Below are 23,236 nucleotides of genomic sequence, written 5' to 3'. Positions count from 1 at the left end.
TTCGTGGTGCCTGGCGCGCTCGGTCCTTCTTCACATGCGTCGGTTGGCACGTCACCCGTGACCGAACACCCCACTGACAAGCACAAAGCGACAACTCCACCGAGGGCCGTTATTTTGTTGAACAACAATGTGTTTCACTCCTGACTCGAGATCAGCGCGATCTGGTCGAATCGTAAGAACACCACGGCGACTGCACACAGGACCAGGACGACCCCGAGAACGGTAAGAGCTCTCGCAGCCTTCCCACGGCCGATGGTGCCGAGGTCCGGCACCTGCCGTTCCCGCGTCACCGTAATCAGAGTGAGCACAACGAACAACAATCCGAAGATGCATGCTCCCAACAGATTTGTCATCGCTGTTCCAGGTCGATCTCGGGGGCACCAGCGCGACGCAGCACGGCGACATCGGCATTCTCGACGACGATCTCGAAATTGCCGGACGCGAGCATATCGGCGATGGCATCGTCGAACATTCCCGCAGGGTATCCGTATTGAAGGGATATCTGGGAGGAAGCCTGCTGCGCAACGAATACGTAGTCCGGATCTCGATCAGCGACACATGTATCGAAGTTGTCCAGGCAATCGATCGAATCAACTTGAGAAACCGTCACTCCGGTGAGAATTCGCGGGGAGACCAGTTGCGCGGACGGTCCCCACGCCATGATCGTGGCACCGTCCGGTACTGACGCGAGGAGTGCATCACCAATCCGGATCTGATAAGGCGACGAGTGCTCGAATGAGGTGTTCAACCCTCGAGTAGCGGTGAGAATGACGGAGAGAACGAGAATCGACAGCGACGCCATGACAACACGCGGTATACGCCCGCCACGCCGTCGTCTCGAATTCATCAGAACGTTCCGAAGCGCAGCGGCACTACGCACAATTGTCACGGCGCCAAGTGGAGCCAGGATCGGAGCTGCCATGACAAAACACCGAATGACCACTTCGCCGCCGTAACTCTGTACTGCCACCAATCCGAAGGGAACCACACACAGCACTCCCGACATCAACCACGTCTTTCGTCCACGTGTCAGAACCCAGCCGAGGAACCCGAGCAATCCCATGAAACCTGTAGCTGCGAGCCGCAGATATTGCATTGCTTGGTAGGTCGGCCCGGAGCCGATGCGTTTGCTGACACCGCCTTGCACCGCGCCGCTCACCTGCCCGACATCCGACAGCAACGCCTGAAGGTGGCCTTTCCAGTAGTCGACTGCGCCGTAGCTGAACCAGACGAGAAAGAGCGCGCCGGCGGCCACCCACAACAACCGATAGCGAGTCGATCCCGTCAGCGTGAACATCAACAGTGCACCGACCATCACCATCGGCGTCAACTGGTGTGTCACAACCATCGCCGCCAGAATCACAACCAGAATCGCCTCTACGGCGAGGGTCTGCGCCGAACTCTGTCCAGGCACACGCCCCGGAGTGCGACGAGATGCGCCGACAGTTCTCGCCACCAACCCTCCCTCGACCACGGGGAGTGGAGCACGACGCAGTTGCCACAAGAGCACTGCAATCACGCTGGTGTAGAACATCATTGCGGTTGGTTGTGGCGCAAAGTAGTCCTGTTGGTACCAGTTGAAAAGCAAATAGACAAACACGCCCAGCCATGCCACACGTCGACTCCGTGATATCGACAACCCGATCGAGTAGATCGGCAACGCGATCATCGCGTTGAAGAACACGGGTGCCCAGATGAAAATGGCGGTGAAATCGGTAATCCCGTAGGCGGTACTCATTTGGGCGCTCCCGGAGAAGAATCCAGCCCAACTGAAGCGCGCGTCGGAGGGTGGTGGAAGTTCTCCGAAATGGACGAGTATCTCGATGAGACCACGATGTACGTAAGCTGTGGGGATTGATGTCACCCCGTCTGCAAGGCTTACCAGCAAAGTCGTGAATGTGATCAAAGTCAGTGCTGCGACAGTCAGCACTACTGCGTCGAGTCTGCGCGAAGTCAGTGCGATCCCGGCTACGAGTGAGACCAGGAAAAGCGCAACGTAGTACGCCCACCCGATTTCTGGAATGATTCCTGCGGCGCCTGCGGCAGCGGTGTCCAGAGTTCGAACTGCCACCGCGAAGAAGAGCACTGCAACCGTGATCGTCACACCGGCGAGCATTCGCCGACGCCCTACCCGCGGCGGTCCGATCTCTCGATAGGGCATAACCTTCCACGCCACCGCACAGGAGAGGAGGGACAGCCCGCACAGCACTGTCTGAATCAAGGTCGGATGAAATGCGCCGATAACGAACTGAGACTGCGCAACAATGATGTTGACCGAGAGTGAGAGGCTTATCCCCACTGCCGTCGTGATCACTGGATCCGGAATGCGAACCATGAGTGCAATAGGCACACCAGGAACCAGAACCGTCGTCGCGACCCCGATCAACACGCGCAGTGAGAATGGAACTCCCTCCCCTCCATCGCGGCGAACAAGCAACGCGAGAATCAGCGCGGTACAGGTCAATACAGCGATTGCGATGAGGACGACATGATCGAGTCCCAGTTGTGCGGTGCGAGTGGTTCCGCCGTCATCGAGGTCACCTCGATGACGACCACGCTTCGTTTCCGCGTCCCCCTTAGTCGACGCCTGTCCGACGATCATCGGGACAACTGATCCGCCTGCGCCCGCCTACGACGCAGGCGTAGCTTGCTGGAAGCGTACAGATAGGGGCCGGCCAGATACCCGGCCAGTTCCACTCGCTTGAGATCGCCGGGCATCGTTGTACTTCTGTCACCGAAACGCGCAGTGTCGGGAACGAGAAGCATGCGCACACCTCGGGGCACGACCTTCAACAAACCCAGAGCAGTCCGGTCGCCGCCCGAAATGATCTTGACCAAAACCGCGGACATTCCCGTTCCGTAGCCGTACATCTGGTCCCGCAACTCCGCGACACTCGCGCGGTGATGGTGTCCTACTGTTGCCTCGGGGGCGTAAACCAGCGTCGCTCCAGCAAGAACTACCCGCCGAAACAGGTCGAGGTCTTCGCCTCCGAGCGTCGGTGTTCCGGGTCCGAGTGCCTCGTCGAACCCGCCGAGACGTCGGATGCTTTCGGTGCGGAAGGCCATGTTGTTGCCGCTACCGAGTTCGCCTGCCGTGTAGGGGAAAAGCGGTGAAGTCCCCCGCTGACCCAATCCGATCGAAGCAATTTTCGGCGTCTCCATCGCCCACAAGGTCGTGGTATCGCCCTTGTCGAATATGCCCACTTCCTCGAACCACCGTTGTTCGGCGGTGTCGATGCCAATTCCCACAACGCGACCGGTCACCGCAGCAACCTCGTGGGAGGCGTCGAGCACGAAGACGTCCAAAATCTTCTCGATCCACAATGGGTCGGGCTCCGCGTCGTCGTCGGTGAAGGCCACGATTCGCCCGTTCGCGTGGTGAAGTCCGAGATTACGCGCGGCAGAAGCACCTTTGACTGGTTGTCTCAGTATCACGCAACGCTCGTCGTCCATCGCCGACAGGACCTGGTCCACGCGATCGGTATCAGGTTTGTTGTCGACCACCAGAATTTGCAGATTGTGGTGGCTCTGACCCAACAGAGCGTCCAGTGTCCGAGCGAGCGAATCACGGCCGACGGTGGCCACGACCACAGACACCAGTTCATCGGCGTTTATGTCGTCGCAGTCGTCAACCAGGTGCTCTCCACCGAATACGGTTCTCGCCGAAAGGAACCCGAGCAAGGTGGCAAGGAACCCGAAAATCAGAGCTGCCGCGCGGGCTGGCGCGAAGCGATCGCCTCGAATCGAATCCTTGGCTGCGGTGAAGATTCCACTGCTCAAGACACCGACGACGTACGCCCGTTCGTTGGACAACCCGTCCGCGCTCCCCACCGCTTGGGTGAGAATTCGCTTGGACCGACCTTCGTAGAAACAACGTCGACGAAAATAGCGAAACTGCTGGCGGTCGGCAGGAACAAAATGATCGACTGCGAAATCACAGACTCGCAGTATCTTGGCAGTGCGATCCCGCTGGCGGATCTTGATTCCCATCAGCGTCTCCTCACAACCGACCGGCAACGTGCCGACCCGCCCGAGTTCGCTCGAGAACCCGCCGATGGACTCGAGCGCGGTGCGCCGAACCGCCATACATGCGCCGATCGGATTGCGAATCTGTTCTCCGTCTGGTGGGAGGCCGCGGTAGTCGCAGCCGACGACCCAGCCAAATTCCTCCGGAAACCACCGAGCCTTAGACCCCTCGTACCGTGCGTGCACTGCCCCTCCGACTGCCGCAATCGTGGGATCTGCACTCATCGTTGCTCGGATCGCGTCGATCCCGCCAGTTCGGAGGATCGCATCGTCGTCGAGAAATGCCACCAGATGACCGTTGCCTGCACTGATTCCGCAGTTTCTCGCGCCGGACAAGCCCTGCTCGGCAGTGTTGGGCACCACCCGGACCCCCGTTGGTACGTGTGCACGAACATGAGCAAGCATGGACTCGTTGTGATCGATGACAACAACGACCTCGTCGCCTGGGCCGTTTGCCTGGACAGTGGCGGCATCAACCGCAGCGAGCAGCATCTCGAGCCGACTCATGCTGTACGCGCAGATCACCACGGATACCGAACATGTTGTCTTGTCGAGGAATTCGACCTTCGAAACTGGCGACGAAGACATGATCACCCCTGCCCGTTCGAATCGAACCTCGATATTCGCCTCCGCCGTCCTGCGTCACGGAGCAGAGCTCTGTACGTCGTGGCGAACGAATCTGCTCGTCGCTCGATGGACAGGTCGTCTCTGGACCGGCCCAACGCCTCGGCGGCGATTCGGGTGCATAGTGCGGGATCGCCGAGAAGCCGTTGTGCGGCAACGGTCAAAGAATCGACGTCCCCTGTCCGGAAGACCACGCCGGTCCTGTTGTCGTGAACGAAGTCGCGCAATCCTCCACTGTCACTGGCTATCACCGGGACTCCGGAGGCTTGAGCTTCCAACGCGATCAGCCCGAAAGGCTCGTCGTGAGACGGGCACGCGAGGACGTCGACGGCACGCAGAATCGACGGAATGTCATTTCTGGGCGACAGGAACCGATGGGCGCCCGGCATCGATGCCCGCGCCAAGGTGTGCAACGCGTCGACAAATGCAGCGTCATTCTTGGCCGGTGCGCCGACAACAGCCAGATGTACGTCAACTCCCGATCGACGCAACGACCCCAGTGCCTCGATCAACTCGCCGATGCCCTTCTCTCTGTCCAACCTCCCCACCACCGCCACGAGCAATGCTCGGGGATCTGCTGACAGCTCGGCGCGAATCGATGGATCGGCCACTCCCGGACTAAATCGAACAGAGTCGACACCTTGATGGACGACCCGGGTCTTCCTCCGTGCCAGCGGGCCCAACTGCTCGAATACAGCCTCGCTCACGGCGACTGCTGCGTTTGCGGTGGACACCGCACTACTCATCACCAGCCGCCCACCACCTGGGGGCACGATGTCGTGCAACTCGAGCAACGACGGCCTTCCTGCTAGTCGCGCGGCGAGCACGACGTCCACGTGAGTCATCAAGTCGTTCGAATGGACGACATCGAAGGAACGAACCTTCCCGATCAAAGCCTTGACCGCGCGCATACTTTTCGGGACTTGCGAGAAAAAGTCATACTTGGAGTTGAAGCCTTCCCCGCTTGTCGGACGCAATCCAACTCGTTTGGGAATTTCCAGCGGAACATATTCAAGGTTCGATTCTGTCCACCAGCGCCGGGTCGGGGTATCTCCGGACGGGCCTGCCAGCGACAATTGAATACCTTCCGAGGCAAGAACGAGAGCTAGATTTCGGAAGCTGTGATCGGTTCCGCCGACATTCTCCGAAAGCGTCACTCCAAGCACTTTGATAACCTCGCTACGCGTCACTGAATTAGCATACCAAGAAAGAATCACGCGCCATGAGGACACAATTTCCGAAATGTCGCATATCTCCCCACTTTCTACTATTAGAAAGGCCTCACCGTGCGAAATGAGATTCAGCCCACGCGCTACAAAGTTACCGATCTCGACGTTGCCATGGTTGAAAACTGGACATTAGTCGCAATGGGGCCAATCGACCATGGAGGTGTGGAAGGAGTTCGCGCTGCGCTCCGCACGATCGCGTCCGCGGGCCCACACGCGCGAGTCGGACTGATCCCGAGCAGTCGAACTCGGAATTGGGTGTTCGAACCGGACTCACTGCAGCGCGGCGTGCACGAAATCCCTGCTGTTCACACACAAGACCTACCTGCCACCCTCGCCGCTGCGGTCCGCCTGGCCGACGTGTCGCTGCCTATTGCGGTGACGGTCTGCGGCCGATACCTGATCGTGCGACTTGCACACGGAGTGGGAGACGGCCAGACCACAGTCAATCTCACGCGCGCGCTCGCTGAACCTGCGACGCGTACCGGCAAAGTCCCACAATGGTGCACTGCGCTACAACCGACACGATTCCCTCTGACGGCTGCCTCCTGGAATCTTTATGCGTCGAGCCCCGGCAAGCTTCTCCGCAGCGTGACCGCAGGGAGACCGAAAGAGGTTTCTTCACAACCAATTACAGCGAAGTGGCAACCTTCCCATCACGTCGGATTCGCAACATCGTCACCCACTGCGCTTGGCGATCTCGCAGCTTGGAGGAAAGCAAACGCCGTTCCCGCGTCGTTGTCGTCGATCTTCTTCGCCTCCATAGTGCGCGCACTTCGAGAGGAAGGTATCAAGGTGGACAACACCGTGAAGGTCCTGTTCGACGCCAGGCGGTACCTCCCCGAGAACCACCGGACGCTCTCCAACTTCGCGGCAGGCCTGGACTTGTCATTCGACGATGCGGGCTCACCTGCATCCGTCGGGGACGGTATCTCCGCTGCGGCCGATTCGGGTCGACCGCTGCTCAATCTCGCCGCCACTTCAGTAAAGTCCCGACTCGGTCGCATTACGCGCAAGCCGGTGGGAGACGCTGTGACGAGCGCTCCGGCACACCCTCGTGCGCGCATCGCTTACAGCGATATGTCAGGCGCTCCGCAGTTCAAGAATTTTCCATTGACCGGCACCCCGAAGGAATCTGTCTATATCGCGACCTTGTTACCTGAAAGTCCCGAACATATCGTGATTGCAGTCGGACGACTGGGAACCTTGAACAATGTCTCGTTTTCGTTTCACGACAATGTATTCGACGCCGAAAGAATCGGATCCGCATTCGAGAATGCATGCAAGAATCCACTGAAGTTCTTCAGAGAAGGAATCGCTGAATGATCCACTCGGACTACAACGAAGAATTCGTCACAAACAAAGGAAATGGCAAATCCTCGCACATTATCGAACTGTTCGCCAGATACGCGTGGATTTCGACATCCCTGTTTTTTGTGTGTGAATTCTTGACCGCGTGGAGCTGGCGAGGAAACTACTCGCGCCGCAATCAATTCGTAAGCGAACTAGGTGTTCGTGTCTGCGACAGTCGTGCGGGCGTGTGCAGTTGGTACTGGTTGATGAACATTTCTTTCGTGACCACTGCATTGGGAATATCTGTCGGCACACTTCTGTGGTGGAAGTCGCGAGTCGTATCGCCTACAGAAGGCTCCTTTCTACTCGTGTCGGCAAGCGGTTTGATCCTGATCGCCGTGTCGCCCCTCGACCGCGGATCGATCCTCCATGGAATCGGCGCAAACATGTATTTCGTCTTTGCCAACACCGCCGTGATCATGATCGCGACCTCGTCCCGGACGCTCCGCAGACCGTCGGCAGCAAAATGGGTCGCCCTCGCAGCCGGAGTACTCGGACTGAGCGCCTACTTCATCCACACAGTCGGCGGTCTCGGCATGCTCGGGCAGGGCACGATCCAAAGGTTCACGGTGTACCCGTCACTGATCGGACTGATCGCGCTGGCGACGGTCCTGGGTACCGAACCGGCAACCAGACGCGAACAGGAACCGATTTAATGTGCGCTCCAACCTGCTTCAGCTGACGATCGACTCAGGCAACGTCAATTTTTGCGGGTCGAGAGGGCTGGAGCGACGCGAGGTAGCGCCCCTGCGTGCGCTGCGTCGGCGGCGCCACTCCATCCCGATGATACGCAGCACGCGCATTCCGTCAGAGAAGGCATTGAGGTTGCTGACACCGTGAATTCGATCGGCCTCGAAGCTTCCGACTTCCGCAATTCCCAATCCGGCGGCAGCTACACGAACATTGATCAACGTCTCGATCTCGAATCCGTCACCCCACTGAGCTGCAGCAATGTCTGTATCCGGGAGCTGCATGACGTCGAGTGCATTGCGCCAGAACGCGTTGTACCCATAGCAAAGGTCTGTGAAATGCGTACGAAAGAGGATATTCACCAGGGAATTCAGGCCGTAGTTGCCTAGCCGCCGCAACTTTGTGATGTCCGAACTTCCACCCCCTGCGATAAATCGCGAACCCTTGGCGAAGTCGGCCCCATCCACGAGTGCCTGCACGAAGAGCGGAATCTCGCCGGGGTTGGTGGACCCGTCGGCATCGATCATGACAATTATGTCGCCGGTCGCCGCCTCGAACCCGCATGCGAGGGCGTTTCCTTTTCCTTTGCGCGTTTGTGTGATCACCGTGGCGTCGGGCCACAACATCGTGGCGACCTCGACGGTGTCGTCAACCGAATTTCCATCGACGAACACGATCTCGTCGATTCCCTTCGGCATCTGAGCAGCCACGTGAGGCAGATTCTTCGCCTCGTTCATCGCCGGCACGATCACCGTGACACGGGGGCGCATCGTCGCCGAACGCATACGCTCGTCTGCCGCAGAGGCGTCGTTGTCCATGATGTGCTTCCTTCGGTCGTGTGCCTCACAGTGATGCTCAATCGATACAGATTCATCGAATCGCTACCAATCAGCAAATCGAAACCTACACGAATCTGCGCCGAATGCACGGGATAGTCATCCGCCTGAGCGCAAACCATGACCTCGTTTGTATAAGCCAAATCGTCGCAAGATACTGTTCGCAAGGCGAATAATTTCAGCTCAAAGGGGGAATTGCCTGAATTTTTGGGCGAAAAGAGACCAACAACCCGGTTATTGGAACACGAAAGCAAAGAAATTCGGCACCAAAGTAAAGTAGCCAGAAATTTGCTCATCCAGCCTTCGGGAACCCTGTGAAGTCGATCACCGGACCTGCTTTGCGAAGGCCGCGCCGCCCGTCAGGAACAGCCCAACCGGCCCCAGAGTCCACGAATCGGCGACTCAGGGTCCAGGAATCAACTGCTCAGAGTCCGGGAATCGGTGGGAGGACCGGCAACAGAATCGGCGGAAGCCCCGGGATGTAGATCGCCGGCGGTGGCGGCGCGGGCGCGGGCGCGGGAGGCACGTAAGTGTCCTGCACGACTGGCGGAGCCTCGACGACCGGAGGGGCTTCCTCCGTCGTCGTCGGGGGCGCGGTCGTTGTGGTCGTCGGCGGCGGAGTAGTCGTGGTCGTCGGTGCCGTCGTGGTCACCTCGGTTGCCACGGGTCCGGCGTCCTCGGAATCGAAGACCTTTCCTCCGTAGCCCAATCCCAGCCCCACGATCACGATCGCCGCGATCACACCGGCGCCGAGGCCCGCGAACCGTAGCGGGTTTCTCGGCTCTTTGGATGTCGATTCAACGGGTTGTGTCCCGGCGAGCCAGGACGGGTGTGCGGTTCCTGCCCCGGGTCCCTCGCCTTCGTACATCGCCGAGTACGCCTGGGCGTCAACCATCACGGCCTCGGTGTCTGCGTCACGTTCTGTGCCGAATCCGTCCGTGGCCGGGTCGCTGTCGGCGACCACGAGATCTGCGGCCGGATCGAATCGTTGCTCGTGTCGGTTCGGTCGCGGCTGAGGCAGTTCCGCCGCGTAAGGGCTCGGCACCTGTTCCTGCGGAACGGACTTCGTACCGGAAGCGGCTTCGGACAAGGCATTCGGCCGCTCCGATTCCGCGAGCGTTGCGACCCCTCCGTGGCTGAACGCCTGAACCGGAACGGGTACCTCCGCCGGGGTGTGGATCGGATACGGCACAAAGATCGGCGCTACAGCCGGAACTTGAACCGGGGCAGATACCGCGCGCGCCGATGGCGTCATCGACGACTCCGCGATCAGCGCAGCGCCTTGAGCAGTCACGAGTTCCGGCTGCTCGGGCGCGATGAGGGGGCACTCCAGCCACGCGGCGAGGGTCGCCCGCACGATCGGAATGCGTGCACCGCCACCGATCAGGAGAATCGCGTCGGGGTTACGGCCGGACGTTGCGATGACCTCTCGTATCTCGCGTGCGAAGGCCTCCACCGACGTGACGACCAACGAATCGAAAACTTCCCGCGACAGCAGGAGAAGCCCGCCGGGGCCGGGCAGGCACACCGCACTTCGTGAGGACAGCTGTTCCTTCGCGAGTCGGCATCGCGCCTGCAGTTCGGCATCGCCGCCCGGGTCGGCCGGCGTAGCTATACGGCGACGCACGGTCTGATCCGAGTAGACGAGCTCGTCGAAGTGATCTCCACTGACCCGCGTCGACCGGGCGGTGACGACGGTAGACCGCATCTGCCTGTCCACAATGCTGATCGTCGATCCAGAACTACCGATGTCGACGACGACGAGTGTGCTCTGGTCGGTCAACGCACCGGACTCCTCGAGCATTCGAAGCGTCGCGACTACTTCGGGAACCAGCTCGAAGTTGTCGATGCCTTTCTGTTCGAACGCTGTTTGGAGTGCTCCGGCCTGCGCTTGATCCCGGTAGGCGACGACCGTATTGCTGCCGAGGTCGGCATTCTCGGTCAAGGCCACGCCGGTTGCCTCCGCTGCGACTTCCTCGGGAATCTCGCGGCCTCGATCGACCGCTCTGGATCGGAACACCGGACCACTGTGGTCGGGCGTCCCCGGGCGCGCCAAACGCACAGCGCTGGCTCCCACCGTCACACCCAAAACCAAGTTCATGATCCACCTTCGTCGACCGTCGACGGGTTCCGTCACCAGACCCCGTCATTCCCCGGCCGGAAGTCTACCCACTGGGCATGGTCTGCGAGGTTCGCGCATCTCACCTAAGGCCTTCTCGCAGCTATTTTTTCGCTACCTGGACGTTCGACCTACCGCCCCAATCCGCGATAGTTCCAACCGGCGGAGCGCCACAGGTCCGGATCGAGGCAATTTCTGGCGTCAACGATCACCCGCCGCCGAACGAGTGGTTCCAAATCGGCGGGCACGAGTGAGACGAACTCGTCCCATTCAGTGGCGATCAAGACCACATCAGCATTCCTGCAAGCTTCTGACGTGGAGGTTGCGTAGTGAAGGGTGGGAAACAGTCGGCGAGAATTATCCATTGCCTTCGGATCGAAAACGGTGACCGCCGCCCCGTGCAACTGCATCATTCCTGCAACGTTGAGCGCAGGCGAATCGCGCACATCGTCGGATTCGGGCTTGAACGCAGCTCCCAGCACCGACACGTTAGCTCCCAGCAAACTGCCATCGCAGGCTGCCGTCACCAGTTCCACAGCTTTTGTCCGTCGTCGCATGTTGATGCTGTCGACCTCGCGGAGGAAGTACAGCGCCTGGTCGACACCCAACTCCCCGGCGCGTGCCATGAACGCCCGAATGTCCTTCGGCAGGCAACCACCGCCGAACCCCAAGCCCGCATTGAGGAACCGTCTACCGATACGAGCGTCGTACCCGAGAGCGTCGGCCAACATCGTGACGTCGGCCCCGGTCGCCTCGCACACCTCCGCAATCGCATTGATGAAGGACACCTTGGTCGCGAGAAACGCGTTCGCAGATCCCTTGACCAACTCGGACGTCGCCAGATCGGTCACGAGGAACGGCACCCCCGCGCCCAGTATCTCGGCATACACCTCGCGAAGAATGCCTTCGGCGTTTCCCGGCCGGTCACGATCGATCCCCAGAACCAACCGGTCAGGGCTCAAGGTGTCCGCGATCGCGTGTCCTTCACGCAGGAACTCCGGATTCCAGGCCACCTCTACCGAGCCACCCGCCGGCGCAGTCGCTCGGAGTCGCTCGCCGAGAGCCGCTGCCGTGCCTACCGGCACCGTCGACTTCCCGACTATCAGCGAAGGCTTTCGCAACAACGGCGCCAACATGTCGATCACCGAATGAACATGACTCAGATCTGCGGCGTACTCCCCCTTCTTCTGGGGCGTCCCCACACCGACGAAATGGATGTCCGCAAAATCCGCGGCATCGGAGTAGGAAGTCGTGAACTGCAGCCGACCCGACGCCAGATTCTTCTCCAGCATGTCGGTCAGACCCGGCTCGAAGAACGGGACCTCCCCACGAGACAACTTGTCGACCTTGGACTGGTCGATGTCGACTCCCAGCACGTCGTGGCCAAGTTCGGCCATACACACTGCGTGGGTCGCCCCCAGGTATCCCGTTCCGAACACTGTCATCTTCATGTGTTGTTGGTATGCGTCCGAACTTTCCGAAACGCGTACGCCAGGTGGGCGCGAAACCAACATCGGGCGTACGACGAGTGCGTCGCGTGTGCAACCTATGCTTCTGCCATGCACGTTCTCTTCGTTTGTACGGGAAACATCTGCCGATCACCCACGGGCGAACGCCTTGCACGTGCTTATGCCGCCGAAGCCGGGATCACCGGATTCACCGCGTCGAGTGCCGGAACCCGGGCGATGGTCGGACACCCGATCGAGCCGACTGCTGCGAGGGTTCTCGCGGGGCTCGGCGGCGACCCCACGGAGTTTCAAGCCCGACGCATGACAACAGCGCTGGCCTCGGACGCCGACCTCATTCTCACGATGACCGAAAGTCAGCGAGACAAAGTCCTGGCGATGGCTCCGGCGCGGCTCAAGCGCACGTTCACACTTCGAGAAGCCGCACGGTTGGGCTCGCTCGCAGATGCAGGAACTGTCGAGGACCTCGCCGCCGCCAGACCCCGATTTCGTGCCACCGAACCCGAGGACGTCATGGATCCGATGGGTAAGGAAGAGAACGTGTTTCACGAGATCGGACTCGAGATCGCCGATCTCCTCGGCCCGCTGCTCAGCCGACTTCGCTTCGGTGAGCGTTGAGCGCGGGCACCGCGGTCAACTGCGGTAGCGACTTGTCCGACTCGTAGTAGTAGCTGTACTCGTACGCATTGCGTCCGCGAGACGGCGTCATCGTGATGACAGTGCCCAGGACGTGCGCACCCACACTCTGTAGGTTTCCGACCGCGCGCGCCAGTTGATCGCACTTCGTGGAGCCGTGTCGGGCGATCACAAGTGCACCGTCCGACATCGCGGCCAGGACCGCGGCATCCGTGACGGGTAGCAACGGCGAGGCGTCGATGATGACGTAGTCGTATCGCGCCCGCAGTTCCTCGAGAACATGTTTGGCCGTGTCCGTGCCGAGTAGTTCGCTCGGGTTCGGCGGGATCGGTCCGGAGGCGAGCACTGTCAGCCCGTCGAACTCAGTCGGCTGAAGCACATCGTCCAGCGTCGCTTGACCGGAGAGCACCGAACTGACGCCGACACTTCCAAGCAATCCCAAATACTTCGACACTCGCGGCTTCCGGAGGTCGCCTTCCATCAGGCACACTGATTTGCCGGCCTCCGCCAAGACGAGAGCGATGTTCACGGCCGTGGTCGTCTTACCTTCGGAGGGAAGCGAACTCGTGACGACGATGACACGCGGTGGATGGTCCACCTCGAGGAACTGAAGGTTGGTGCGCAATTCACGGAAGGCTTCGGCACTCACGGAACTTCCGTCACTGAAAGCGATCGCGTGATTGACTTCGACGTCCTTGTCGAACGGGATCGTGCCCACCATCGCCGAACCCGCGATCTCTTCTACAGTTCGACGATCTTTCACCGTGTTGTCGAGTCGATCACGAATCAACGCAAGCGCGATCCCCACAACCAGTCCCGCCACTGCGCCGAGCGCGAGGTTGCGCGAAGTCTTGGGTGACACCGGAACAGTCGGCTGTTGAGCCTGCTGTTCGACGACCACACGTGCAGGCGGTGTTCCGCCGTTCTCGGGTGTCTCCAGTTCCTTTGCCAATGCCACGAATTCGGATGAGAGAGTGTTCGCGATCTCGCGTGCGAGTTCCGGTGACGCGTCCTTGACTGCGAGGTCGATCAACACAGTGTCGGGCGCCGACGTCGCAGTGACCTTGGAGGCCAACTCGTCAGCCGACATCCCGCCGACCACCCTCGGTCCCAGTTCGTCGATCGTCCGCTGTGCGAGTGTTCGGCCGGTCAGGAGTTTTGTATAGGACAGAACTCGCTGCTGTGAAAGTTGACTGCCCTGCAGTGCCTCGTTGACCGAGGTACCCGCCGACGTCGAAACGAACAGCCTCGTCGAGGCCTGGTAAACGGGCGTCGAAAGAAGAGAAGCGCCAAGGGCTCCGAGGATTCCGAGCACGGTTACAGCAGCGACGATTCGCCATCTGGCTTGCAATATCTTCAGGTAGTCGACAATTTCCATCTTGATGTCTCCTTCGGCTCACGCATGTCCACTGCGGGTCTGAGCGGTCTTTGCCGGTCGGACCGCGAGGGCGAACCGGGCTTTATCAATTTCGATATAGATCAGCTGCGACGGACGAGACGTCCTGTGCTCACGGGCGTCCCAGTCCGCGGTAGTTCCAACCTGCGCCTCGCCAGTCGTCGGGGGAAAGGCAATTGCGCCCGTCGACGATCACTTTGTTGCGAACCACCGAATCGAGATCGGACGGCTGCAACTTCAAGAATTCGAGCCACTCGGTCAATACCAGGACGACGTCGGCACCTTCGCAGGCCTCCAATGCATTTGCCGAGTAGGTCAGCGTCGGGAACAGCGCGCGCGAATTGTCCATGGCCTTTGGGTCGTACACGTTCACTGCAGCACCTTGGAGCTGAATCTGACCCGCGACGTTGAGCGCCGGCGAATCACGAACGTCGTCCGAGTCCGGTTTGAACGCGGCACCCAGAACTGCGACTCTCGCACCGAGAAGCGATCCGCATGCCTCCCGCGCCAGTTCGACCATGCGTGTACGTCTGCGCATATTGATGTTGTCGACTTCGCGCAGGAACGTCAGTGCTTGGTCGGCACCGAGTTCACCGGCGCGAGCCATGAAGGCGCGGATGTCCTTCGGCAAACACCCTCCGCCGAAACCAATTCCCGCGTTGAGGAATCGACGTCCGATCCGAACGTCGTGCCCGATCGCGTCGGCGAGCACTGTGACGTCGGCGCCCGCGGCCTCGCACACTTCGGAGATGGCGTTGATGAACGAGATCTTGGTGGCCAGGAAAGCGTTCGCTGACGCTTTCACCAACTCCGCCGTCGCAAGGTCCGTGACGAGAAACGGAATCTCCTCATCGAGGAGCTCTGCATAAACTTCGCGCGCAACAGATTCCGCTCGACCGCGGACATTTCGATCGACTCCGAGCACAAGTCGGTCCGGGTGCAACGTGTCCTGGACGGCAAATCCTTCACGGAGAAACTCGGGATTCCACGCGACTTCGACGCCGTCACCGATCGGTGCCAGTTCCCGCGCGCGTTTGCCGAGCCGTTCCGCGGTGCCCACCGGTACTGTGGACTTGCCGAAGATGACCGAGGGCTTGGTGAGCAGCGGCGCCAAAGTCTCGATCACGGCATCCACGTAGACCATGTCCGCGGCGAACTCACCCTTCTTCTGCGGCGTACCGACCCCGAGGAAGAACACGACCGCAAATTCTGCGGCTTCCTCGTACGACGACGTGAACTTCAGTCGCCCTCGATCGATGTTGTTTCGTAGGACCTCGCCCAACCCTGGCTCGTAGAACGGAACTTCACCTGCTGCCAGTTTCTCCAGCTTTGCCGCATCGACATCCACTCCGAGGACCTCGTGACCGAGTTCGGCCATACAGGCCGCGTGTGTCGCGCCCAGGCATCCCGTGCCGAATACTGCTATGCGAGTGCTCATGTTGCTCGATCTGCTTTCTCGAGAGTGTGCGAAGTGTGTTGATGGGAAAAGTGATTCAGGTGCGTACGGCACCGATGTTGTCGCGGTACCACGAGATCGTCGACGCGATTCCTTCGCGCAATCCGATTGTCGGCCGCCATCCGAGTTCACGAATCATGCTCACGTCCAGCAGTTTCTGCATCGTTCCGTCAAGCTTCGAGGTGTCCCACTGCGTCTCGCCGGTGTATCCGACCTCGTCGGCGACCATCGAAGCGATCTCGCGAATTGTGTGGTCTTCGCCGGTTCCGACGTTGACATGCGATGCACCGTCGTAGTTGTCGAGCAGATGCAGACACGCCGACGCCAAGTCGTCGACATGCAGGAATTCACGTCGCGGATTGCCACTCCCCCAGTTGACAACCGACTGGACTGCCGACGACTGCGCCTCGTCGTAACGCCGAACGAGGGCGGGAAGTACGTGCGATCCGTGCGGCGAAAAATTGTCTCCCGGGCCGTACAGGTTGGTGGGCATAGCTGAGATCCAGGGGCGACCATGCTGCCGCCTGGCAGCTTGAACATGGAGTATTCCCGCGATCTTTGCTATTGCATAGGCGTCGTTGGTCGGCTCGAGATGCCCGGTGAGCAGGTATTCCTCCTTGATCGGTTGCGGTGCCAATTTCGGGTAGATGCACGATGATCCGAGGAACAGGAGACGCTCGACGCCGTGTGCGAGGGCAGCGTCGAGCACGTTCACCTGGATGCGCAGATTCTCCGACAGGAAGTCGACGAGGAAAGTGCTGTTCGCCGCAATCCCCCCAACTTTTGCTGCTGCAAGGATCACGTTGGTCGGCTTTTCGCGGGCGAAGAAATCGAAAGCAGCTTCCCGGTCACGTAGATCGAGTTCGGCCGACGTCTTTCCGAGCAACCTGGTGAAGCCCGCAGATTCCAGGTGTCGCCACACCGAAGAGCCGACCAGACCTCGGTGGCCGGCCACGTAGAACGGTGCGCCTCGATCGAGTGGTCGCGCTGCGAATGAATCACTCATCGCGTCGCCGACCAGTCGGGAAGTGCCGGAGTGTCGATCCACGGTCGCCCTTCGTGTTCGAGCGCTTCGATGTCTGCCTCGACCATGATCCGGGCCAGTTCGGGTGTGTGCACGCCGGCCTTCCAACCGAGTTTGCGCTCGGCATGACTCGGATCCCCGATCAGTGCGTCCACCTCGGTCGGCCGAAGATACCGTTCGTCGAATCGAACGTGGTTTTCCCAGTTCAGACCTGCATGTTCGAACGCGACGGTCAGGAAGTCGCGCACCGAGTAGTTGCCACCGGTGGCGAGCACAAAATCCTCAGGCTCGTCGACCTGCAGCATGCGCCACATTCCCTCCACGTACTCCGGCGCATATCCCCAGTCGCGAATCGCATCGAGATTGCCCATGTACAGATGATCCTCGATACCTGCCTGGATGCGTGCGACCGCGCGCGTGATCTTCCGCGTCACGAATGTCTCACCACGCCTAGGGGATTCGTGATTGAACAGAATTCCGTTCACAGCGAAGATCCCGTATGCCTCACGATAGTTCTTGGTGATCCAGTACGAGTACACCTTCGCCGCACCGTAGGGCGAACGTGGGTAGAACGGTGTCTCCTCGTTCTGCGGTGGCGGTGTGGCACCGAACATCTCGGAACTCGACGCCTGGTAGAACCGGCAGTCGAGTCCGGCCATCCGAACCGCTTCGAGTAGTCGGATCGACCCGACGCCAGTGGTGTTCCCGGTGTGTTCGGGTTCGTCGAAGCTGACCCTGACGTGAGACTGCGCAGCGAGGTTGTACACCTCGTCCGGCTTGATCTGCGCGAGTAGTGTCACCAGGCGCGCTCCGTCACTGAGGTCACCGTAGTGAAGAAAAAGTCGAGCATCCGCATCGTGCGGGTCAACGTAGATGTGGTTTATCCTCGAAGTGTTGAACGTCGAGGATCGACGGATCAGTCCGTGAACCTCGTAGCCTTTGGAGAGCAGCAACTCGGCAAGGTAAGAGCCGTCCTGCCCCGTGATTCCGGTAATCAGTGCGCGTTTCATCCTGCGTTCCTTCCGTTGCGGGACAGCCCGCCTGATAGTTGCGAAACCACGGTCGTGGTCCGTAGTCCTCCGAATCGCTCGGCAGTCTTGATCTCGCTCATGCGCGTCCCCCCAACCGGCCGAAGACTTTTCGTATGTCACGTGATGCCAGCCGTATGAATGTCGAGTTACCGAACAGGTAGCGCCGCCACAGACGTTTGGGTTCGGATACAAGTCGATACAACCACTCGAAACCCGAGTTCTGGACGAAAGATGGTGCCTCCGAGACAGTTCCGGCCAAGAAGTCGAAGGCCGCGCCGACACCGACGGCCACGTAGTCGGTTCGATCCGCTATCGCCTTCGTGACAAAGTCCTGCTTCGGCGCACCCAGACCGACCCACACGATGTCCGGTGACGTCGGATCGATCTTCGTGATGATGTCGTCGACGAACTCCTTGCTGAACGCGGCAAACGGCGGGGCATATGTGCCGGCCACCTTGATTCCCGGGTATAACTCCTCGACTCGATCCGTCAAGAGATTCAACGTCTCTTCTGTCGTGCCGACAAAATGGTGACGAAGGCTGTAGCGGCGTCCCTTGTCCAGGGTGGCCTCGAAGAACGACGGACCCCGGACTGGTCGAACACCGACGTGATCGGCGGTGCCGCCGATCAGGCGCATCACCCAGCTGACCGGGGTTCCGTCTGCGAAGTTCACACCCGGACCCTTCAAAACCGCGGAGTAGTCGCGATCACTGTGCGCCGCCGACACGCAGTAGGAATTCGACAACCTCACGGAGACTCCGGTTCCTGCTCCCTCTCGTCTGTCGTTGACTACCCAATCGGTAGCTCTCTCGAGATTGGTCGCGGCAAACGGAATGCCACCCACCTCGATGACCTCGAACGGACTGCTCATCTGTCTCACCACTTTTCCGAGTTCGTATGTCGACGTTCATTGCACTGGCCGTAGCTGCGCGACAAGACCAATTTCAACCGGGACCGAGTCCAATCACGCTGCGGTTCAAAGAGAGAAAGCTCGGTCTCGACAATCGATCGAGCGATACGAGAGGAGAGAGTCGACGCCGGAGCAACCTGGATCGTCACGGCGTTCCTACCTGCCAGTGTCGGCACACCGCCGAGATCCAAACAGACCACCGGCAGGCCCACCGCAGCCGCTTCGGCCGCCACCCAGCCGCCCGAATCGTGCATGCTCGGGAAGAGCAGAGCGGAGGAGGCCCCCATCTCGCTTACCACTTCCGATCTGTCGCGCCATCCGCGAAGCGTGACCTGACCGCGCCGATACGGAAGCGACTTCTCGATCCGCCCGCGGGCGGGTCCCTCCCCGACAAAGGTCATGGACCAATCGGTGCCCAGCTGCTCGAGCGCATCCAGAATCAGGTCGATTCCTTTGTATTGCAACAGTCTTCCTACGAACAAGAGTCTTCGTTTCGGTCTGGGTACCGCTTGCTTCTCGATTCCGTCGTAGTCCAGAACACAATTGGGTTGGACGACGACATTGCGTGCCCGCGGTGCGCCTCGTCCGCTGTCGGAGTTCATCGCGATGAAAGTGTCGACTCGTCCGGACATGAAGATGTGTGTCAGTGACCGAACGGCTTTCGTGGAGCAGGTCCGAACTGCCGTGGTTGCCAGGTACCGCATACCGATGCGCCTGGCGAGCGGCATCGGCGGGTAGGTGTTGCCCCCGGCAGGCCCCCATACCAGTCGTACTCCGCCGGCTCCACCGAACAGCACCGGTGGGGGCAACCAGTCGGAGGCGAACGTTGCATGATGCAGGACGTCGAAGTTTGCCGCTTCACGCCGAACGAACAGTGAGGTGTGCCAGAGCCATCGGAGGTATCGACCGTACGATCCGGCTTCTTCCGCGGGCAAAGTCGCTATTCGCACGACACGAACTTCGCAACCGAGCTGTTCACACTCTGATTCCAATGCGGGAGCCTCACCGGAGCGAGTCACCACCGTGATCGACTCACACAGTTCCGAAGCTGCCGAGAGAAGCGCCCAACCCGCACCGGATTCACTCCCCTGATTCGGATCGCAGGCGTATGCCGTCATCAACAACCGTGTCATCGCGCTACCACCAGCCTCTGTGCGCGCGGCGTCCGAGAATCGCTGCGGCTGAATCGCTCTGAGAACCAACCGATGTTGCGTGCACCGTTGTCGAGAACCACGCGCTTGATCCGTGGACTGATCAAGGCAACGGGGATCAACGTCGCCGACGCGAGTACGAGCAGAGCGCGTTTGGCACTCTGAGCCGCCAACAGTGGCAGCTCGAGCTGTCCCTGACAGACCGCGAGGATTCGTCCGTTGTTGACATACCGGGCGAAGAGCCAGGAATCCCGACGCCGATCCTCGTCTACCGGTTCGTACGCAAGCGCCTCGTCGCACCACACCAACCGGACACCGCCGGCGCTCATCCTGAGCGTGAACTCGGTGTCCTCGCCGCCAGGTAGATCCCAGTCGTCACTGAAGTTCAAGCCGTTCAAAGCCTTCAGGTCCAACAACAGATTTCCAGCGCCTGCAGACGCAACCGGGGTGCCGGTCGAATGGCGAACGCGAGTGTGCAATGGAAGTTCCGAGGCAGGCAGACCCACCGGAATCACAGGACCGGCCACAGCACCTGCGTCGAAATCTGCGGCGCAGGTGAGGAGATTCGACAGCCAGTCGACATCGACGTACTCGTCGTCGTCGACGAAGACGATGTAACGACGATCTCGTGCACGGGCGAGATCGACCAGCGCACGTCGCGCCGGAGATACCCCGCCGAATCCGAGATGCAGTCGTTCGATCCCGTCGGCAACATACGTCGGCGTGGTGGATTCCGGATCGTTGTCGCCTACTACGACCTGGGCGGAGGCACCGGAAGCCTGGATCGATGCCCGGACGCTGTCGATGCAGACAGCCAGTTCCGATTCACGACGAAAGGTCAAAATCGCCACTACGACGCCGTTGGGATTCTTCATGAGAGGTCAACTTTCGGTCGGGCGTCACGGTTCATCGAAACCAGAAGTGCGACGCTCGCGCTGGCGCACGCCGACACGGCCAATGCTCCTGCGACGTATACGGCGCTGTCGGTCAGTCCCGCCCCGAGAACGATCAGAAACTGTAGAGGCAACAGCATGGCGCGAAATGTGTTGAGGTTTGCGGTCTTGTCCACGACGCGGATCGAGGTACCGACGCCCAGAAGAATCCCGTTGAACGCCACCGCCAACCCGCACAGCAGAATGACCGGTATCAAGTTCGGAAAGTGCGGCCCGACCAGATGATCCATCAATCGCACTCCCGAGAGTCGAATCTCGAGCGTGAGACAGATCAGCGAAACGCCGATGATCGAAACCCAGAAGATCTGCAAGCCCACTCGGCGGCCGAGTGCCATGCACTCGCTCGGGCTCATCGCTTCGACACCACTGCCGAACTTACGCATCAGAATTGGCGAGATGCCCGCGAACATCAAGGACAGCGGACCGAGCAGTGTCTGGGCAGTTCTGATCTCACCGATCATCGAGATCGACGCCACCACAGTGAGTATCAAGAACATCGCCTGCTGAGCAGCTGATCCCATCAATATCTCGATCGCAAACGGCACTGATCTATATCGGTGAGTGCGCGAGTACCTGATCGACGGTACCGGCGGTACCAGACGCATGGATGCGTGACCGAGAGCGAGCGCGACGAAGACACCGACCGTATAGGTCACGAGTGCAAGTGTCAGATTCTCGACCAGGAAAGCTGCAATAAGGACGAACGAGAGTGTCACGATCTGTATCGACACAGAGATCCAACTCGCACCGTCGTGCATCAGCATCGTGCGTATCACGTCCAACACCACGAAACCAGCTGCAGCCAAGGCGTATACCGTGAGATTCATCGAGTCCGAGCCGGCGATCACGAACAGTGCCCACACCGATGTCACCGATACCGCCGCCAGCACGATCGTGGGCGCCAACGCCGGTCCACGCTCGTCGGACCCCGCCCCTCGCGACAGCCAGACGTCGACGCCGATCGCTCTCCCCAGTGCCAGTGCCAACAGACCCGCCGATTGAATCACGGCAACCTGGCCGACTTCGATCGGACCACCGAGTCGTGCCACCGAGGTGAGAACGACAAAAGTGAGGACGCTCGAAAGCCCTTGATCGGCCATGAATGTCACATGCCGAGTGCGATCTTTCACGATCTCACCTCGTCGATGAGCTCACGCATCGACGTCGCCGCTTTGCGCGATGTGAAGCGATTCGAGTAGTGACGATAAGCAGATCTGCGTATCGCCGATCGATCGTCCGCTCCGAAGATTCGATCGAGGGCCTCGCGTATCGACGACTCTTCCAAGGTATGGAGAGGCGTTCCGCCCGGTCCGACGATGTCCGCGAGTGCACCGTTGGTTGCGTAGATGACCGGGGTGCCAACCGACATCGATTCGATCGCAACGCGTCCGAACGGTTCTGCCCATTGAGACGGCACCACGGACGCCGCACTGTCGCGAAGTATCTCGATCACATCTTCGTGCGAAGTGAATCCGGCCAGCGTGACGTTGTCGAGAGCTGCGCTTATGCTGGAGATCTCGCCGTACTGCGGTCCGTCACCGAGAACTGTGAGCGAGGGACTTCCAGCGCCCTGCGGCCAGTTGCGCACCAAATCCAGGACGCCCTTCTCCGGTGTCAGTCGGCTGACGCACACAACCGAATCAGTGCTCCGAAACTCGGGTTCATTTTCTTCGAATCCGAAGTTCGGACGAACCACGACTCGGCCAGAACTGATCAGTCGTCCTTCGACCAGACGTGCTGTCATCGCGCTCGTTGCGACGAACCTGTGCTGCTTCCACCCCAAGACGCTCAGCTTGACCGCCGTAGCGCTCAGGTAGCAGACAAGGCTCTGCAGTCGGCTGTTTCCGTAGCATCCGTTGCGGACACAACTCGTGAAGTATTTGGTGGAACCGCATTCGGTGCACGTGCCATCTGCGCGCAACTTGGCTGACGGTGTGGCGAGGCGATAGTTTCGAACCGCCTGCAACGTAGGAATTGCGGCGGCTCTTGCGGCCACGAGCAACGAAGCCGAGAACGCCGGCCAGAGATTGTTCACGTAGATGACGTCGGGGCGCTCCGAACGGATGATGCGCAACGCATCGACGAGTACGCGAGGACTGAACACTGCGGTGACTGCCGCCCACGGTCCCCGGGAGATCTTGGAATTCTCGGTGGTGCACTGAACCGTCTCGTATCCGATCGATTTCAGGAGCTTGGATTCGTTGGCGAAGCTCTGCTCCTCACCACCCGGATTCCGATAGATCGCATGGAACATCAAGGCTTTCGGCGGCGTGAATCCACCGGCGGACGTCGGGTTCACTTCGGGCTTCGAACGCGCTACATCGAACGACTTGTACATC

19 protein-coding genes are annotated in these 23,236 nt (G+C 60.1%); 3 read left to right on the top strand and 16 right to left on the bottom strand.

Annotated elements, in window-relative coordinates:
• Positions 1–134 precede the first annotated feature (134 nt).
• Genes A0W34_RS06560 through A0W34_RS06545 form a run of 4 tightly spaced genes read right to left on the bottom strand, consistent with a single transcriptional unit; the run spans position 135 to position 5,807 of the window.
• On the bottom strand, positions 135–353 hold the full coding sequence (locus A0W34_RS06560) for a hypothetical protein (RefSeq protein ID WP_007726658.1): 219 nt from the start codon (positions 351–353) through the stop codon (positions 135–137).
• A complete protein-coding gene (locus A0W34_RS06555) occupies positions 350–2,602 on the bottom strand; it encodes a serine/threonine protein kinase (RefSeq protein ID WP_081557501.1) in 2,253 nt (750 codons plus the stop codon). The genes A0W34_RS06560 and A0W34_RS06555 overlap by 4 nt, the downstream gene beginning before the upstream one ends.
• Positions 2,599–4,614 (bottom strand): glycosyltransferase family 2 protein, encoded by a 2,016-nt coding sequence (locus A0W34_RS06550; protein WP_156888907.1) that lies wholly within the window; start codon positions 4,612–4,614, stop codon positions 2,599–2,601. The genes A0W34_RS06555 and A0W34_RS06550 overlap by 4 nt, the downstream gene beginning before the upstream one ends.
• A 2-nt stretch (positions 4,615–4,616) precedes the next feature.
• Positions 4,617–5,807 carry a glycosyltransferase family 4 protein gene (locus A0W34_RS06545; RefSeq protein WP_047269049.1) on the bottom strand — a complete coding sequence of 397 codons (1,191 nt, stop codon included), beginning with the start codon at positions 5,805–5,807 and terminating at the stop codon, positions 4,617–4,619.
• A gap of 234 nt (positions 5,808–6,041) precedes the next feature.
• Here A0W34_RS06545 and A0W34_RS06540 point away from each other — a divergent pair, with 234 nt between their 5' ends.
• Together A0W34_RS06540 and A0W34_RS06535 are read left to right on the top strand one after the other, a co-directional pair.
• Entirely contained in the window at positions 6,042–7,202 is a 1,161-nt protein-coding gene (locus A0W34_RS06540; RefSeq protein WP_081557500.1) for a hypothetical protein, read from the top strand.
• Positions 7,199–7,885, top strand: coding sequence for a DUF998 domain-containing protein (locus tag A0W34_RS06535; protein ID WP_081557499.1), 687 nt, complete (start codon positions 7,199–7,201; stop codon positions 7,883–7,885). The genes A0W34_RS06540 and A0W34_RS06535 overlap by 4 nt, the downstream gene beginning before the upstream one ends.
• 18 nt (positions 7,886–7,903) lie before the next feature.
• On the opposite strand, the gene A0W34_RS06530 is transcribed toward A0W34_RS06535, so the two are convergent.
• The 3 genes from A0W34_RS06530 to A0W34_RS06520 form a co-directional block, all read right to left on the bottom strand.
• A complete protein-coding gene (locus A0W34_RS06530) occupies positions 7,904–8,737 on the bottom strand; it encodes a glycosyltransferase family 2 protein (protein WP_081557498.1) in 834 nt (277 codons plus the stop codon).
• A gap of 442 nt (positions 8,738–9,179) precedes the next feature.
• Positions 9,180–10,856: an Hsp70 family protein gene (locus A0W34_RS06525; RefSeq protein WP_232330002.1), complete on the bottom strand. Its 1,677-nt coding sequence runs from the start codon at positions 10,854–10,856 to the stop codon at positions 9,180–9,182.
• Between the two features lie 149 nt (positions 10,857–11,005).
• Entirely contained in the window at positions 11,006–12,325 is a 1,320-nt protein-coding gene (locus tag A0W34_RS06520) for a UDP-glucose dehydrogenase family protein (RefSeq protein ID WP_081557496.1), read from the bottom strand.
• A gap of 108 nt (positions 12,326–12,433) precedes the next feature.
• Here A0W34_RS06520 and A0W34_RS06515 point away from each other — a divergent pair, with 108 nt between their 5' ends.
• Positions 12,434–12,958, top strand: a complete 525-nt coding sequence (locus A0W34_RS06515) for an arsenate reductase/protein-tyrosine-phosphatase family protein (protein WP_081558759.1) — start codon at positions 12,434–12,436, stop codon at positions 12,956–12,958.
• Here the strand turns inward: A0W34_RS06515 and A0W34_RS06510 are convergent.
• The 9 genes from A0W34_RS06510 to A0W34_RS06470 all read right to left on the bottom strand — a co-directional run bounded on the left by A0W34_RS06510 (position 12,930) and on the right by A0W34_RS06470 (position 23,235).
• Positions 12,930–14,354, bottom strand: a complete 1,425-nt coding sequence (locus A0W34_RS06510; RefSeq protein WP_064074620.1) for a polysaccharide biosynthesis tyrosine autokinase — start codon at positions 14,352–14,354, stop codon at positions 12,930–12,932. The two genes, A0W34_RS06515 and A0W34_RS06510, sit on opposite strands and share 29 nt — an antisense overlap.
• Positions 14,355–14,484: 130 nt before the next feature.
• Entirely contained in the window at positions 14,485–15,810 is a 1,326-nt protein-coding gene (locus A0W34_RS06505; RefSeq protein ID WP_081557495.1) for a UDP-glucose dehydrogenase family protein, read from the bottom strand.
• A gap of 55 nt (positions 15,811–15,865) precedes the next feature.
• The gene (locus A0W34_RS06500; RefSeq protein ID WP_081558758.1) at positions 15,866–16,834 is read right to left on the bottom strand and encodes a GDP-L-fucose synthase family protein; all 969 of its coding nucleotides are present in this window, start codon (positions 16,832–16,834) and stop codon (positions 15,866–15,868) included.
• Complete coding sequence (gmd, locus tag A0W34_RS06495) at positions 16,831–17,862, bottom strand: GDP-mannose 4,6-dehydratase (RefSeq protein WP_007726640.1); 1,032 nt, start codon at positions 17,860–17,862, stop codon at positions 16,831–16,833. Before gmd ends, A0W34_RS06500 begins: the two co-directional genes overlap by 4 nt.
• Positions 17,863–17,959: 97 nt before the next feature.
• The gene (locus tag A0W34_RS06490; RefSeq protein WP_042452261.1) at positions 17,960–18,754 is read right to left on the bottom strand and encodes a WecB/TagA/CpsF family glycosyltransferase; all 795 of its coding nucleotides are present in this window, start codon (positions 18,752–18,754) and stop codon (positions 17,960–17,962) included.
• 5 nt (positions 18,755–18,759) lie between these two features.
• Positions 18,760–19,926, bottom strand: a complete 1,167-nt coding sequence (locus A0W34_RS06485) for a glycosyltransferase family 4 protein (RefSeq protein ID WP_042452263.1) — start codon at positions 19,924–19,926, stop codon at positions 18,760–18,762.
• Complete coding sequence (locus A0W34_RS06480; RefSeq protein ID WP_065456015.1) at positions 19,923–20,819, bottom strand: glycosyltransferase family 2 protein; 897 nt, start codon at positions 20,817–20,819, stop codon at positions 19,923–19,925. Before A0W34_RS06480 ends, A0W34_RS06485 begins: the two co-directional genes overlap by 4 nt.
• Positions 20,816–22,027 carry a hypothetical protein gene (locus A0W34_RS06475; protein WP_081557494.1) on the bottom strand — a complete coding sequence of 404 codons (1,212 nt, stop codon included), beginning with the start codon at positions 22,025–22,027 and terminating at the stop codon, positions 20,816–20,818. Before A0W34_RS06475 ends, A0W34_RS06480 begins: the two co-directional genes overlap by 4 nt.
• A complete protein-coding gene (locus tag A0W34_RS06470; RefSeq protein WP_081557493.1) occupies positions 22,024–23,235 on the bottom strand; it encodes a glycosyltransferase family 4 protein in 1,212 nt (403 codons plus the stop codon). The genes A0W34_RS06475 and A0W34_RS06470 overlap by 4 nt, the downstream gene beginning before the upstream one ends.
• Position 23,236: the final 1 nt, after the last annotated feature.

Origin of the sequence: Rhodococcus sp. BH4 (genome assembly GCF_002079265.1) — a bacterium.
Lineage (GTDB): Bacteria > Actinomycetota > Actinomycetes > Mycobacteriales > Mycobacteriaceae > Rhodococcus_F > Rhodococcus_F qingshengii.
The sequence above is the reverse complement of the archived record's forward strand: the minus strand, read 5'-3'. Positions and strand labels throughout refer to the sequence as shown.

Bases quoted from the DNA above. Each gene is read 5' to 3' on its own strand.
- A0W34_RS06560 (WP_007726658.1), bottom strand. From the start codon at position 353: ATGACAAATCTGTTGGGAGCATGCATCTTCGGATTGTTGTTCGTTGTG.
- A0W34_RS06555 (WP_081557501.1), bottom strand. From the start codon at position 2,602: ATGATCGTCGGACAGGCGTCGACTAAGGGGGACGCGGAAACGAAGCGT.
- A0W34_RS06550 (WP_156888907.1), bottom strand. From the start codon at position 4,614: ATGTCTTCGTCGCCAGTTTCGAAGGTCGAATTCCTCGACAAGACAACA.
- A0W34_RS06535 (WP_081557499.1), top strand. From the start codon at position 7,199: ATGATCCACTCGGACTACAACGAAGAATTCGTCACAAACAAAGGAAAT.
- A0W34_RS06530 (WP_081557498.1), bottom strand. From the start codon at position 8,737: ATGGACAACGACGCCTCTGCGGCAGACGAGCGTATGCGTTCGGCGACG.
- A0W34_RS06525 (WP_232330002.1), bottom strand. From the start codon at position 10,856: ATGAACTTGGTTTTGGGTGTGACGGTGGGAGCCAGCGCTGTGCGTTTG.
- A0W34_RS06520 (WP_081557496.1), bottom strand. From the start codon at position 12,325: ATGAAGATGACAGTGTTCGGAACGGGATACCTGGGGGCGACCCACGCA.
- A0W34_RS06515 (WP_081558759.1), top strand. From the start codon at position 12,434: ATGCACGTTCTCTTCGTTTGTACGGGAAACATCTGCCGATCACCCACG.
- A0W34_RS06510 (WP_064074620.1), bottom strand. From the start codon at position 14,354: ATGGAAATTGTCGACTACCTGAAGATATTGCAAGCCAGATGGCGAATC.
- A0W34_RS06505 (WP_081557495.1), bottom strand. From the start codon at position 15,810: ATGAGCACTCGCATAGCAGTATTCGGCACGGGATGCCTGGGCGCGACA.
- A0W34_RS06500 (WP_081558758.1), bottom strand. From the start codon at position 16,834: ATGAGTGATTCATTCGCAGCGCGACCACTCGATCGAGGCGCACCGTTC.
- gmd (WP_007726640.1), bottom strand. From the start codon at position 17,862: ATGAAACGCGCACTGATTACCGGAATCACGGGGCAGGACGGCTCTTAC.
- A0W34_RS06490 (WP_042452261.1), bottom strand. From the start codon at position 18,754: ATGAGCAGTCCGTTCGAGGTCATCGAGGTGGGTGGCATTCCGTTTGCC.
- A0W34_RS06485 (WP_042452263.1), bottom strand. From the start codon at position 19,926: ATGACACGGTTGTTGATGACGGCATACGCCTGCGATCCGAATCAGGGG.
- A0W34_RS06480 (WP_065456015.1), bottom strand. From the start codon at position 20,819: ATGAAGAATCCCAACGGCGTCGTAGTGGCGATTTTGACCTTTCGTCGT.
- A0W34_RS06470 (WP_081557493.1), bottom strand. From the start codon at position 23,235: ATGTACAAGTCGTTCGATGTAGCGCGTTCGAAGCCCGAAGTGAACCCG.